The sequence below is a fragment of the Bifidobacterium scardovii JCM 12489 = DSM 13734 genome, assembly GCF_001042635.1.
GTDB lineage: Bacteria > Actinomycetota > Actinomycetes > Actinomycetales > Bifidobacteriaceae > Bifidobacterium > Bifidobacterium scardovii.
The window spans coordinates 2,209,708-2,223,660 of sequence record NZ_AP012331.1; the positions used below are offsets into that span (position 1 = coordinate 2,209,708).

8 protein-coding genes are annotated in these 13,953 nt (G+C 67.4%); 2 read left to right on the forward strand and 6 right to left on the reverse strand.

Annotated features, from left to right (window positions below; genetic code table 11):
• Positions 1-41: 41 nt before the first annotated feature.
• Together BBSC_RS09090 and BBSC_RS09095 are read left to right on the forward strand one after the other, a co-directional pair.
• Complete coding sequence (locus BBSC_RS09090; protein WP_033518774.1) at positions 42-4,220, forward strand: DUF3418 domain-containing protein; 4,179 nt, start codon at positions 42-44, stop codon at positions 4,218-4,220.
• A 2-nt stretch (positions 4,221-4,222) separates the two neighbouring features.
• Entirely contained in the window at positions 4,223-5,215 is a 993-nt protein-coding gene (locus BBSC_RS09095; protein ID WP_171818106.1) for a hemagglutinin, read from the forward strand.
• A 197-nt stretch (positions 5,216-5,412) separates the two neighbouring features.
• Here the strand turns inward: BBSC_RS09095 and BBSC_RS09100 are convergent, their stop codons facing one another.
• The 6 genes from BBSC_RS09100 to BBSC_RS09125 form a co-directional block, all read right to left on the reverse strand.
• Positions 5,413-7,095, reverse strand: coding sequence for a dipeptide ABC transporter ATP-binding protein (locus tag BBSC_RS09100; protein ID WP_033518773.1), 1,683 nt, complete (start codon positions 7,093-7,095; stop codon positions 5,413-5,415).
• Between the two features lie 90 nt (positions 7,096-7,185).
• Positions 7,186-8,853 (reverse strand): ABC transporter substrate-binding protein, encoded by a 1,668-nt coding sequence (locus BBSC_RS09105; protein ID WP_033518755.1) that lies wholly within the window; start codon positions 8,851-8,853, stop codon positions 7,186-7,188.
• 74 nt (positions 8,854-8,927) lie between these two features.
• Complete coding sequence (locus BBSC_RS09110; protein ID WP_033518753.1) at positions 8,928-9,929, reverse strand: ABC transporter permease; 1,002 nt, start codon at positions 9,927-9,929, stop codon at positions 8,928-8,930.
• Positions 9,926-10,846, reverse strand: a complete 921-nt coding sequence (locus tag BBSC_RS09115) for an ABC transporter permease (protein ID WP_046725996.1) — start codon at positions 10,844-10,846, stop codon at positions 9,926-9,928. Before BBSC_RS09115 ends, BBSC_RS09110 begins: the two co-directional genes overlap by 4 nt.
• A gap of 239 nt (positions 10,847-11,085) precedes the next feature.
• Positions 11,086-12,303, reverse strand: coding sequence for an MFS transporter (locus BBSC_RS09120; protein WP_046725997.1), 1,218 nt, complete (start codon positions 12,301-12,303; stop codon positions 11,086-11,088).
• A 289-nt stretch (positions 12,304-12,592) separates the two neighbouring features.
• Positions 12,593-13,930 carry a glutamine synthetase family protein gene (locus BBSC_RS09125; protein ID WP_033518752.1) on the reverse strand — a complete coding sequence of 446 codons (1,338 nt, stop codon included), beginning with the start codon at positions 13,928-13,930 and terminating at the stop codon, positions 12,593-12,595.
• Positions 13,931-13,953 lie beyond the last annotated feature (23 nt).

A 13,953-nucleotide genomic window follows, 5' to 3' on the forward strand; every position in this document is an offset into this window, starting at 1 on the left:
GAACCCGGCGAACAGCACAGTCATCGAAAGCACAGTCATTTATGAGATTTGATTATCCAGCCGAACTGCCGGTGTCGGCGGCGCGCGACGACATCGCGCGGGCCGTCCGTTCCAGCCAGGTCGTGATCGTGTCCGGTCAGACCGGCTCGGGCAAGACCACGCAGCTGCCGAAGATCCTGCTGGAGCTCGGCCGCGGCACGCACGGCAAGCAGATCGTGCACACGCAGCCGCGGCGTATCGCCGCACGCACGGTCGCCGAACGCATCGCCAGCGAAATGGGCGTGCGCCTGGGCGACGAGGTCGGCTATCAGGTGCGGTTCACCGACGAGAGCTCGCCGAAGACCCGGCTGCGCGTGGTCACCGACGGCATCCTGCTCGCGCAGATCCAGCGCGATCCGAAACTCAGCCAGTACGACACGATCGTCATCGACGAGGCGCACGAGCGCAGCCTCAACATCGATTTCCTGCTCGGCTACCTGACCGCGCTGCTCCCCCGCCGCCGCGACCTCAAGCTCGTGATCACGTCGGCGACGATCGACTCGGTGAAGTTCAAGGAGCACTTCGAGCATGCGCTCGGCACGAAGGTGCCGGTCATCGAGGTGTCGGGGCGCACCTATCCGGTGCAGGTCCTCTACGAGCCGCTCGGCACCGCGCCCGCGCTGATGCGCGCCGTGCCCGGCTTCGAGACCGGCGCGATGCCCGGCGAGGAGGCCTACGCGCAGCTGTCCGCGGCGCCCTCCGCTTCCGAGCGTGACCGCGGCGGCAACGGTTCCGGGCGCGGCGGCAACGGCCGCGACACGGATATGGACATGCCGACGGCGGTGGCGCGCGCCTGCGCCGAGCTGGTCATCCATTCGAGCCACGAGCGCGGGGCGCGCGACATCCTCGTGTTCGCCTCCGGCGAGCGCGACATCCACGAGTTCGAGAACGCGCTGCGCCACCACTACGGGCCGCGCGCCGAGGACATGCGCCGCCCCGACGCGATCGAGATCATGCCGCTGTTCGCCAGGCTGTCGTCCAAGGACCAGCACCGCGTGTTCGAGGCGCATACGCACCAGCGCATCGTGATCGCGACCAACGTCGCCGAGACGTCGCTGACCGTGCCGGGCATCCGCTACGTGGTCGACCCCGGCACCGCCCGCATCTCCCGCTATTCGAAGACCGCGAAGGTGCAGCGCCTGCCGATCGAGCCGATCAGCCAGGCCAGCGCCGACCAGCGGTCCGGCCGATGCGGCCGCATCGCCGACGGCATCGCGATCCGCCTGTACTCACGCGAGGACTACGAGACGCGCCCGCGATTCACCGAGCCGGAGATCCTGCGCACCTCGCTCGGCGCCGTGGTGCTGCACATGCTGTCGGTCGGGGTCGCCCGCACCGCCGAGGACGTGACGAACTTCGGCTTCATCGACCCGCCCGACATGAAGGCCGTCTCGGACGGCTTCAACGAGCTGACCGAGCTGAAGGCCATCGCCCGCAAGCGCGGCGAGGTGGTGCTCACGCACACCGGCCGCCAGCTTGCGCGCATCCCGATCGACGTGCGGCTCGGCCGCATGGTGATCGAGGCCGCGAAGTCGACCACGCCCGACACGCTGGCCGCCGTGCTGGTGATCGTGGCGTTCCTGAGCCTGCAGGACCCGCGCGAGCGCCCCGACGAGGCGCGCGACGAGGCCGACCGCATCCACAACCGCTATGCGGACGAGTCCAGCGACTTCCTCACCGCCCTCAACATGTGGGACCGGATCTTCCAGGCGGACGGCGAGCCGAGCAACAACGCGCTGCGCCGCATCTGCAAGGCCGAATACTTCAGCTGGCTGCGCGTGCGCCAGTGGAAGGACCTGGTCGGCCAGCTGACGGACATGTGCCGCGAGCTGAAGTTCACCGTCGGCTCGCCCCAGCCGGCCTCCCGGCCCGGCCTGGAGATCCGCCAGCTGCCGATCAACCAGCAGGCCGCGCATTCCCTGTGCTGCTCGTGGGACGCGCAGGGCATCCACACCTCGATGCTCGCCGGCCTGCTGTCGATGATGGGCATGCAGATCGTGCGCGAGCCCAAGGCCTCCGATTTCGCGGGGCTGAAGGGCGCGGCGAAGGCCAAGGCGATGAAGCGCGCGCAGAAGATGGCGAAGAACGACTATCAGGGGGCGCGCGGCACCCGGTTCGCGCTGTTCCCCGCCTCCGCCGTGGCCAAGACGACGCCGAGCTGGGTGATGAGCACCGAATTGGTGGAGACGAGCCGCCTGTGGGCGCGCTATTCGGCGGCGATCGACCCGGCGTGGGCCGAGCCGCTGGCCGGCCAGCTCACGCGCACCACGTACGCGGAGCCGCATTGGTCGGGTTCGCGCGGTTCGGCGGTCGCCACCGCGAAGGTGCTGCTCTACGGCCTGCCGATCGTGGCCGACCGCACCGTGCAGTGGGGGCGCATCAACCCGATGGAGGCCCGCGACTTCCTGATCCGGCAGGGTCTGGTCGACGGCGACATCCAGCAGCGGTTCAGCTACGACGAGTTCGTCGGCCGCAACCGCGACATCCTCGACGATGCGGCCGAGGATGCGAGCCGCACCCGCCAGCTCTCCGGCACGGTGAGCGACGAGGATCTGTTCGACTTCTACCAGTCGGTGATCCCCAACGACGTGACGTCGGTGGCCGATCTGGCGAAGTGGTGGAAGCGCGAGCACGACGAGCATCCGCATCTGCTCGATTTCGACCCGGCCAAGGTCGAGCGTCTCGCCTCCAGCGAGTCGGTGAGCCTGAGCGACTACCCGGACCACTGGCATACGCTCGGCACCGACGGCCAGCCGATCGATCTGAAGCTGAGCTATGTGTACGACCCCCACGATCCGGCCGACGGCGTGACCGTGCACGTGCCGATCAAGGCGCTGTCGCGGCTCACCCCGGAGCAGTTCACCTGGAACGTGCCCGGTTTGCTCGACGAGCTGATCGTCGGGCTGATCAAGTCGTTGCCGAAGGCGCTGCGCGTGCAGTTCGTGCCCGCGCCGGACACCGCGCGCAAGATCCGCGCATGGATCGACGAGCGGTACCCGGATCTGCCCGGTTCGGGCGAGGCCGGGGCGCCGGCCCTGCCCCAGGCCGGCGGCGATGCCGACGCGCGCGACGCTGGCGGCACGGGCGACGCGCCCGCCGGCTCCGCCGCATGGCCTGACCTGCCGCATGTGTTCACGCAGGCCGCGATCCACACGGTCGGCGCGCAGATCCACCCCGAGGTGCTCACCGGCGACCTGTGGGAGAAGCTGGCGCCGTACCTGCGCGTCACCTTCTCGGTCGAACAGCAGCTGCCGCCTGCGCGCAACGCGCGCGGCCTGCGCCACGGCCGCGGTCCGGTCAAGGTGCTCGGCACCGGCAAATCGCTGGTGGCGCTGCAGCGGCGGTTCGCCGCGCAGGCTGAGGCGTCGGCGCGCCAGATGGTCAAAAAGCAGGCCGAGCAGGCCGCCGACCAGGGCAAGCTCGTCAAGCAGGCGAACCTGCTGCACAAGGCCGGCGCGACCACCGAGTCGCGTGCGGCGATGCTGTGGCGGGGCGCGCTTGACGCCCTGCGCCTGCCGTCCGAGCGCGTCTCCTCGCGCTGGCTCGGCACGGAGGCGCTGATGCTCGCCTCGGCCCCCTACAAGTCCACGAAGGACCTGGTTGAGGATCTGCAGCTGGCCGCGGTCAAGCGGCTGCTGCCCGCGGTCGACACGCTGCCGGACGACGACGCGCTGGCCGACGCCGTGCTGGGCGTCACGGAGGTGTTCGAGGACACGGTGTACCCGGTCGCGCACGACGTGATCGCGATCCTGCGGCGCTACGCCGAGGTGGACAAGGCGGTGAGCGGCAAGGCCGACCTGCCGATGCTGTCGGTGCTGCAGTCGGTGCGCGAGCACATCGCCACGCTGGTGTTCCCCGGATTCGTCGGCGCCGCTCCCCCGGACGCGCTGGCGAACATCGCCCGATACCTGCAGGCGGATCTCATGCGCCTGACCAAGGCGAAGGCCGACAAGAACCGCGACGTGCGATGGGCGTGGGAGGCCGACGAGGCCCGCACGCTGGTCGACAAGGCGATGGCCAAGGCCAAGGCGGAGCCGGCCGGCCCCCGCCACGAGACGCTGATGAAGCAGGCGACCGCCGCCCGCTGGATGCTCGAGGAATTCTACGTGTCCCTGTGGGCGCAGGAACTCGGCACCGCCAGGCCGGTGAGCCTGCAGCGCATCAAGAAGGCGCTGGCGTAGCGATGGCGAGGACGCAACGGCGCAAGCCGGCCAATCCGCGCGGCAGGGCGAACGCGAAATCCGCCGGGCGGGGCGTGTCCGGCGGCAAACGTCGCCCGGGCAAGCGCGACAAACGGCGCAATCGCAAGCATCCGCTCAGCCCGGCGCGCTGGTGGAAACGGGCCGGGCTGACGCAGCGCGTCGCGGCCGTGCTGGTCACCGTGGTGGCGGCCGCATGCGTGATCGCGCTGGTCGTGGGCACCGTGCGGGTCGTCCAGTGGCGGCGCGACGTGCAGGAGGCCGAGGCCCGTCAGCTGCAGCTGACGCAGCAATACGACTTCAATCCCGGCGACATCATCTCGGACGGCCAGTTCTTCAACGCCAACGCGATGAGCGAGGCCGAGGTCCAGTCGTTCCTCGACGAGCAGGGCGCGGCGTGCAGCGGTTCCCGGTGCCTGAAAACCATGACCTTCGACACCGAGGACCAGGCGGCGAACGAGTATTGCGCGGCGTACGAGGGCGCGAAAAAGGAGACCGCGGCCGCGATCATCGACAAGTCGGCGCGCGCGTGCGGCATCAGCCAGAAGGTGCTGCTCACCGTGATGCAGAAGGAGCAGCATCTGGTCACGGCCGTCGATCCGACGGATTTCCAGTACAAGGCCGCCATGGGGCTGAGCTGCCCGGACGACGCGAACTGCGATCCGGCCTATGCCGGCTTCTTCAGACAGGTGTACGGGGCGGCGCACCGCTACCAGTACTACGTGGCGCATGAGAGCGCCTACGGCTATCACGCCGACGCGCTGAACTACATCCAATACCACCCGGATGCCGGGTGCGGCGGCACCAACGTGTACATCGAGAACAAGGCGACCGCGCTGCTCTACATCTACACGTCCTACCAGCCGAACGACGCCTCGCTGGCGGCCGGATTCGGCGAGGGCGACTCATGCTCCAGCTACGGCAACCGCAACTTCGCCCTCATCTACACCAACTGGTTCGGCGCCGCGCGGCAATAGGGGCGGAAACGGCAGGAAGACGAAACCACGGTAAGGCTAGTATCCTGCGTCGTAAGTTCATGTACTATGTCTGGCTCCCCTCTTGGAGGCTGAGCCAGAATTACTCAACGAATTAACGGCGCGGGATACTAGGTGCCATCCGCGCCGTCGCAGCCCCGCCGCGCGGCCGGAGAACCGGCCGGGTGACGGGGCGCGGTTCACAGGTCGATCTTCGGGGAGGCGTCGAGCAGGGTACGCGTGTACTCGGCCTCGGGATGGTTGAGCACGCGGCCGGTCTCCCCGCTCTCCACGACGCGCCCGTGGCGCAGCACCGTGATCACGTCGGACACCTCCTGCACGATGCCCAGGTCATGGGTGATGAACAGGCACGCGAAACCGTGCTCGCGCTGCAGCCGGCGCAGCAGGTCGAGCACCTTGCGCTGCACGGTCACGTCCAGCGACGACGTCGGCTCGTCGGCGATGAGCAGCGACGGGTTGAGCGCCAGGGCGCGCGCGATGCCGACGCGCTGGCGCTGGCCGCCCGACAGCTGGTGCGGGAACCGGCCGGCCACATCGGCTGGCAGCTCCACCTGATCGAGCAGTTCGAGGACGCGCTTGCGCCGGTCCGTCTCGCTGAGCCCGCCCTGCACGAGCATCGGCTCGCCGATGCTCCATGCCACGGACTTGCGCGGGTTGAGCGCCGACCCGCTGTCCTGAAACACGTAGCCCATATGCTTCAGGATCTCGCGCTTGCGCCTGCCATGCGCCTTGGCGAGATCCTCCCCCTCGATGAGCACCGTGCCCGAGGTTGGCGCGAGCTGGCCGGAGATCACCTTGGCGATCGTGGTCTTGCCGGCTCCCGATTCGCCCACCAGCGCGCGGGTTCTGCCGGCCACCAGATCGAACGAGATGTCCTTGACGGCGAAGCTGCCGGCCTTGTACGACACGGCCACGTCGTTCACCTGCGCGATGCGCCTGCCGCCGCCGGGCGCGTCGCTTTCCGTGACGCGTTCGCCGCCGGCCGCGCGCTCGCCGTCTGCCGCATGCTCGTCGATGCGCAGGCGCGGCACGGCGTCGAGCAGCATCCGCGTGTAGTCGTCGGACGGGCGGCGGAACACCTGCGCGACGCTCCCCTGCTCGACGATCACGCCGTTGTGCATCACGTACACGTCCTGCGCGGCCTGCCACACCACGCCCATGTCGTGGGTGATGAGCAGCACGGCCAGATCGAGGTCGACCGCCAGCGAGGAGATCAGGGCGAGAATCGCCTTCTGCGTGGTCACGTCGAGCGCGGTGGTCGGCTCGTCGGCGATGAGCACCTTGGGCCGGTTGATGATCGCCATGGCGATCATCACGCGCTGCAGCTGGCCGCCCGACAGCTCATGCGGGTACGACGACCACACGCGCTCGGCGTCGTCGAGCCCGACCTCGCGCAGCTGTTCGAGCACCTTGGCCTTGCGCTCGGCGGCACTGAGCTGCTTCTGGTGGTATTTGAGCGATTCCGCGACCTGCATGCCGAGCGTGAACACCGGGTTGAACGCGGTGGACGGTTCCTGGAACACCGTGCCGATGTATTCGCCGCGGATGCGCTGCAGCGGCGCGTCGGCGGCCAGCAGATCGATGTCGCGGCCGGCGGCGTCCTTGCCGTCGCCGTTCGGGCCGGAGTCCGGCCCGTCATCCACAAGGGCGTCGTCGAGGTACGCGTGGCCCTTCACGCTGGCCACCGACGGGTCGAGCCGGGGCAGCGCCATCGCCGTCACCGACTTGCCGGAGCCGGATTCGCCGACCAGCGCGGTGATGCGCCCCGGAAACAGCCTGAGGCTGACGCCGTGGGTCACCTCCCGCTCGTCGAAGCTGACGGCCAGACCGTCCACGGTCACGATCGCGCGTGGTTCACTCATTGGAAGCTCCTTGGATGCACAAGCGTTGGAATGCGCCCGGCGCGCGCCGGCGGACCATGCCGCCGGCGCGCGCCGGATGCGGATGCCGGTTCAGTTCGCGCTGGCGAGCGAGACCTGCGTGTAGTCCGGGTACGCCGGGAAGTTGCCGATGACGAAGTTGGTCACGTTCGATCCGTGGATGAACGTGTTCTTCGAATAGATCAGCGGCACGACCGGCGCGTCGGCCATGATCGTCTTGTCGGCCTCGGCCCAGATCTTGCCGGCCTCGGTCTGGTCGATGGTCTCGGTGGCCTTCTTGATCAGCGCGTCGACCTTCGGGTTCGCGTAACGGGCCAGGTTGTAGTTGCCGTTGCCGATCTGCGAGGAGTCGAACAGCGGGGAGATGTTGGCGTAGGGCGACGGGAAGTCGGGCTGCCACGAGCTGATGGCCAGATCGTAGTCGCCCTTGTCGTTGGTCAGCGTATCGGAATACACATCGTCATTGAGCGTCTGGATGTCCACCTTGACGCCGGCCCGCTTGAGGCTCGTCTGGATCGAGGAGGCGGTTTCGGCCTGAGCGGAGGTGGCGATGAGCTTGAGGGTCGGGGCCTGCTCGCCCGACTCCTTGATCAGCTGCTTGGCCTTGTCCACGTCGCCGGTCGGATCGGCCTTGTACAGGTCGTAGTCCTCGCGGCCCTCGATGCCGGGCGTGATGAGCGTGGTGGCGAAGTTGCCGGCGATCTCGCCGCCGGAAGCCGTCTGGTAGGCCTTCTTGTCGACCGCGTACTGCAGCGCCTGGCGAATCTTCGCGTTCTTCACGTGCTGGGTGTTGATGGCGAGGTATTCCAGCGCGCCGTCGCCGCTGGTGGTCAGCAGCTTCTTGTAGCTCGGATTGGCCTGCGCCTGCGCGAGCTGTGCGGCCGGCACGAATCCGGACAGGAACGAGTTCTTGCCCTCACCGGTGCCCTGCATGATCGACTGGGCGGCCACCGAGGTGTCCTGTCCCATCTTGAACACGATCTTGTCGGGGCCCGCGGTGCGCACCGGATCGGTCTTCTTGTCCCAGTACGTGTTGCGCACGAAAACGGCCTGCTTGCCGGCCTCGTTCGACTCGACCTTGTACGGGCCGGAGGCCACCGGCAGCTTGCCGTAGCCGGACGCCGGGCCCTTGCCGTCGGGCACGGGGGTGAACGCGGCGAGCGAGGCGACCCACGGCCAGTCGCCGAACGGCGCGTTGAGGTGGAAGATGATGGTCTCGTCGTTCGGCGTCTCGATGGAGCTGAGCTCCTGGCCGTCGAACGGGCCGTGGTAGTCCTGCGCGCCCTCGAGCAGCGTCTTGTGGTAGCTCAGGCCGCCGGTCAGCGAGTCGGCGAAGGAACGCTCCAGACCGTACTTGACGTCCTTCGAGGTGATGGGCGTGCCGTCGGAGAACTTAAGCCCGTCCTTGAGCGTGTACGTCCACGTCTTGCCGTCGTCGCTCGACTTGCCGGTGTCGGTGGCCAGATCGGGCACGACCTTCGTCTCGCCCTTGTCGGTGATCTTCCACGCGGTCAGGCGGCGGAAGATGTTGCCGTTCGTGGTGGTCGGCAGACCCTGGCTCTTGGCCGGGTCCAGGTCCATCTCCGTGCTGGACAGCAGCACGTTCAGCGTGCCGCCCTTGACGGTGGTGCCGCTCGCCGAGCCGGTGGCGGCGTTGTTGTCGGACGCGCCGCAGCCGGACAGCGCCAGCACCGCGGCGCAAGCCCCCGCCGCGAATACGCGCCATGCGTTGGTCTTCATGATGGTTTTCCTCTCTATCGGTGCCGGTCCGTGGAGCGGACCGGCAAGTATCGCGTGTTGCGGCCGCAGCCGCACTACTTCGTGCCGAGCGCGACCCTGGGGTCGAGCAGGCTGTAGCAGATGTCCACGATCAGGTTGGCGACGATGACCAGCACGGCGGCGAACAGCGTCGCGCCGACCAGCACCTGCAGGTCGAGGTTCGACACGGAATCGAGCAGCAGCGAGCCGAGCCCCTGCATCGAGAACACCTTCTCGGTGAGCACCGCGCCGCCGAGCAGCCCGCCCAGATCGAGGCCGAACATGGTCATCACGGGCAGCAGCGCGTTGCGCAGCGCGTGCTTGAAGACGATCACCGATTCGGGCACGCCCTTGGAGCGGGCGGTGCGGATGTAGTCCTGGCTCAGTTCGCCGATCATCTGCGTGCGGGTGACCCTGGTGTAGCCGGCGGCGCTGAGCACGGCCAGCACCAGCCACGGCAGCAGCAGATGCGTGAACCAGCCGACGGGGTCGTCGTGGAAGTTCACGTACCCGCCGCTGGGGAATATCTGCAGCACCAGCGAAAAGGCGATCACCGCCAGCAGGCCGATCAGGTATGACGGCGCCGAAACGCCCACGACCGACAGCCCGAGCAGCGTGCGGTCGATCAGCGTATCGCGCTTAAGGGCCGCCCACACGCCGGTCGCCACGCCGATGACCAGCCACAACACGGCCGCGCCGACCGCGATCGACGCGGTGATCGGGAAGCGGTCGAGGATCAGCTGGCTCACCGATTCGTTGAGGCGGAACGAATACCCGAGGCATGGCGTCGAGCAGACCACGGCGCCGCCGCCGCTGCCGAAGGTGCGACCGACGAAGATGCCCGCCACGTAATTGCCCATCTGCTCGTACCACGGCTTGTCGGTGCCCATGAAGGCGGAGACCCGCTGCAGCTGCTCGGGCGTGCACGGCTTGCCGCACGACAGCTGCGCCGGATTGGTCGGCAGCAGGAAGAAGATCAGGAACAGCGCCAGCGTGATGAGCAGGATGACGACGATCGAGCTCGCCACGCGCTTGCCGATGTATTGCAGGATTCTCATGCACGCACCCCCTTGCGCGGGTCGATGGCGTCGCTCAGGCCATCGCCAAGCAGATTGAAGCCGAAGGTCAGCAGGAACAGGGCGGCACCCGGGAAGATCAGATACATCGGGTCGACCAGGGCCCACTGCACGGCGTCGGAGATGGACCGGCCCCATGAGGGCGTCGGCGGGTTCATGCCGACGCCAAGGAACGACAGGCCCGCCTCGGCGCCGATGCGCCCGGGGATCGACAGCGTGATGTTGACGATGAGCAGCGGCATGAGGTTCGGCAGGATCTGATGCCACAGCACATGGGCCGGCGAGGCGCCCATCACCTTGGACGCGACGGCGAAATTGCGCTTGCTCAGCGTCAGCGTCTGGCCGCGGACAAGACGCGCGATGCCGGGCCATCCGAAGAATCCGAGCACCAGCGTCAGCAGCACCGGCCTCGGGAAGCTCTGCGGCACCACCGCCGACAGCGCGATCGCGAAGATCAAGAACGGGAAGCCGAAGAAGACGTCCATCGTGCGCGAGATCAGCGCATCGACCAGCCCGGGAAAATAGCCGGCCAGCAGCCCGAGCGCCACGCCGATGACCAGCGAGATGACCGACGAGACGACGCCGATGCCCAGCGAGATCCGCGAGCCGTACGCCACGATGGAGAACAGGTCGACGCCGCGCAGCGGGGTGACGCCGAACCAGTGCCGGGCGCTGATGCCTCCGCCGAACCCGGCCGGCACCGACCCGGCGCCCAAGGCCTCGGGATGTTCGGCGTACGGGTCGTTGCCAGTGATGGCCGACAACGGCCCGGCCAGCACCGCCAGCAGCACGAAGAACAGCACGATGGCGCCGCCGACCACTATCGATGAGCGCCGGAACGGAGAACGCGCCGCCGTCTTTCCGGCCTTCGGCGCGGCTTTCGCCGTCGCATCCGTCATATTGTCATCCCCATTTTCCCGCTGAACATGCCGATAATCATCAATCCGCGCAGACGGGCGCCCGTGAGCCGGGTCCCCCTGCAACCGGTGTTCTACATTAAGGTTTCACAGCAGGATGACATGCTGTGGCCTTATCGGTTATTTGGATAGCAGGTTATCAATGGACGACAATCGGCGGATAAGGCATGCCGCGGGGACACGCGGGAAAAACCCTTCGTTCCCGCGCGCCACGCCACCCGTCATTCCCCGACCGGGCTGACGTACGGCTTGAGCAGCGTCGTGGTGCCGACCGCGAGAAGCGCGAACAGCGCGCCGAACGGACCGAGCCACATCAGCCCGAACGCGTCGTTGACCAGGCCGCCGACGGCCGATCCGACGGCGATGCCGATGTTGAACGACATCGAGTTGAGCGAGGCGGCGAGATTCATCGAGCCGGGGTGCGACTGGGCGGCCACGTCCATGTACAGCACCTGTGACGAGGAGTTGAACAGGTACATGAGCATGCCCAACGCCACCAGCAGCACCGCGCCGTACACCGGCACGAGGCTGGCCAGCACCAGCGAGCACAGCAGCACGGCCTGCAGCAGGAACACCGGCCACAGCCGGAACAGCGGTTCCACACCGGTGCCCCGCTCCGCGAGCTTGCCACTGTGCAGATTGCTCCACAGGCAGGCGACGCCATACACCACCAAGCCAAGGCTCACCCACTGCTCCGGCACATGCACCTCGTCGCGCATGATCGGCGTCAGATACGTGTAGAACACGTAGCTGGCGGCAGCGCCGAACACCACGTCGAACACGCCGAGCTGGATGCGCCGGTCGAAGAACAGGCGGAACTGCGACAGGAACCCGACCTTCATCGGGTGGCTGTTGCGCGGCAGCACGGCGACCATCAGCGCCATCAGCGCCACGGTGAGCACGTTGATCAGGTGGAAGCTCCAGCGCCAGCCGAAGGTGTTCGCGATCCACGTGCCGACCGGCACGCCGACCACGGAGGCGATCGAGAATCCGGAGAACACCCATGCGATGAACTTGGTGCGGTACCGGTCGGCCGTCACGTCGGGCGCATAGGTCATCGCGATGGCCACCAGCGTGCCGGAGACCAGCGCGATCAGGATGCGGGCGACGACCAGCACCGGATAGTTCGGCGCGAAGGCGCACAGCACGTTGCCGACCAGGAACACGCCGACCAGTGTCATATGCGTGGCGAATCTGGGGAAGCGGCCGGATATGGCCGAACCGAGCGGCGTGACCGGCGCGTAGACGAAGGCGAACAGCGACACCAGATTGCCCACGGTGACCTCGGAGACGCTCAGCCCCCGGGCGATGTCGGGCAGGATGCCGACCACGATGAACTCGCTCATGCCCAGCATGAAGCTCAGCGATACCAGCGTGACCACCGGCAGGGTGAAGAACCGCTCATGCCCCGTGGATGTCGTGTTGCGAGTCACTGCCATCAGTCTCCCCGTTGTTCCGTCAAACGATTGAACCCATTTCCGCGTTATAGACTATCGTCACCTGCCACCCGTCGGCGCCCCGCGACACGCGGCCGCTCGCACTATCGGATGCAGACGTATCAACATCGGCCACGATCGGGCTTTCTGCCATCTCCGTCGGCCGCGGAAACGAAACATGCGGCAAGCAAGCGCACAAAAGCGGGAGGGGCCGGAATCATCGTGGCCCCTCCCGCTTGTCGAACCGACCGCGCCGGCGCTGCGCCGACGCTGCGCCGGCGCTACAACGCCGTCACAGCTTAGGCAGGTACTTCTTGAGCTCGAACGGCGTGACCTGCGTGCGGTACTCCTCCCATTCCTGGCGCTTGTTGCGCAGGAAGTACTCGAAGGCGTGCTCGCCGAGCACCTCGGCCACGAAGTCGGACTTCTCCATAATCTTCAGCGCCTCGTCAAGCGACTCGGGCAACGGCTGGATGCCCATCGCCTGGCGTTCAGCGTCGGTCAGCTCCCATACGTCGTCGCTGGTCGGCTCGCCCAGCGTCATCTGCTTCTCGACGCCGTCGAGGCCGGCGGCCAGCAGCACCGAGTACGCGAGGTAGGGGTTCGCCACCGGGTCGAGCGCGCGGAACTCCATACGCGCCGAGTTGCCCTTGCCGGGCTTGTACTGCGGGATGCGCAGCAGCGCGGAACGGTTGTTGTGGCCCCAGCAGATGTAGCTCGGAGCCTCGTTACCGCCCCACAGGCGCTTGTACGAGTTGACGTACTGGTCGGTCACCGCGCAGATCTCGGCCGCATGGTACAGGATGCCGGCCGCGAACTGACGCGCCGTCATCGACATGTTGAACTCCTGGCCGGCCTCGTAGAAGGCGTTGGCGTCGCCCTCGAACAGGCTCAGGTGCGTGTGCATGCCCGAACCGGGCGCGTTGGACAGGGGCTTGGGCATGAAGCTGGCGTGGATGCCGCGCTCCAGCGAGATCTCCTTGACCACCGTGCGGAAGGTCATGATGTTGTCGGCCGTGGTCAGCGCGTCCGCGTACCGCAGGTCGATCTCGTTCTGGCCTGGACCGCCCTCGTGGTGCGAATACTCCACCGAAATGCCCATCTGCTCGAGCATGTTGACGGTGGCGCGGCGGAAATCCATCCCGGGGCTGCGCGGCACATGGTCGAAATAGCCGCCCTCGTCGATCGGGACCGGCGGCTGCGACCAATCGTCCTGCGGTTCGAACAGGTAGAACTCGATCTCCGGGTGCACGTAGAACGTGAAGCCCTTCTCTTTGGCCTTCGCCAACGCGCGCTTGAGCACGTGGCGCGGGTCGCCGAGCGACGGCTCGCCATCGGGGGTCAAGATGTCGCAGAACATGCGCGCGGTGCCCTGCGGACCTCCGCGCCACGGCAGAATCTGGAAGGTGGAGGGGTCGGGCTGGACGATCATGTCGTCCTCCGACACGCGCGTCATGCCTTCGATCGCCGAACCGTCGAACCCCAGGCCCTCCTCGAACGCCGCCTCCAGCTCGGCCGGCGCGATGGCCACGGACTTCAACGTACCCAACACGTCGGTGAACCATAGGCGAATAAAGCGCACGTCGCGTTCCTCGACCGTGCGCAAGGCAAACTCCTGCTGCTTATCCATGATGCCCTATCGTTCCATCCGTG

Excerpts from the sequence above, each read along its gene's own strand:
- BBSC_RS09100 (WP_033518773.1), bottom strand. The coding sequence starts at position 7,095 with ATGAGTGAACCACGCGCGATCGTGACCGTGGACGGTCTGGCCGTCAGC.
- BBSC_RS09120 (WP_046725997.1), bottom strand. The coding sequence starts at position 12,303 with ATGGCAGTGACTCGCAACACGACATCCACGGGGCATGAGCGGTTCTTC.
- BBSC_RS09095 (WP_171818106.1), top strand. The coding sequence starts at position 4,223 with ATGGCGAGGACGCAACGGCGCAAGCCGGCCAATCCGCGCGGCAGGGCG.
- BBSC_RS09125 (WP_033518752.1), bottom strand. The coding sequence starts at position 13,930 with ATGGATAAGCAGCAGGAGTTTGCCTTGCGCACGGTCGAGGAACGCGAC.
- BBSC_RS09115 (WP_046725996.1), bottom strand. The coding sequence starts at position 10,846 with ATGACGGATGCGACGGCGAAAGCCGCGCCGAAGGCCGGAAAGACGGCG.
- BBSC_RS09105 (WP_033518755.1), bottom strand. The coding sequence starts at position 8,853 with ATGAAGACCAACGCATGGCGCGTATTCGCGGCGGGGGCTTGCGCCGCG.
- BBSC_RS09110 (WP_033518753.1), bottom strand. The coding sequence starts at position 9,929 with ATGAGAATCCTGCAATACATCGGCAAGCGCGTGGCGAGCTCGATCGTC.
- BBSC_RS09090 (WP_033518774.1), top strand. The coding sequence starts at position 42 with ATGAGATTTGATTATCCAGCCGAACTGCCGGTGTCGGCGGCGCGCGAC.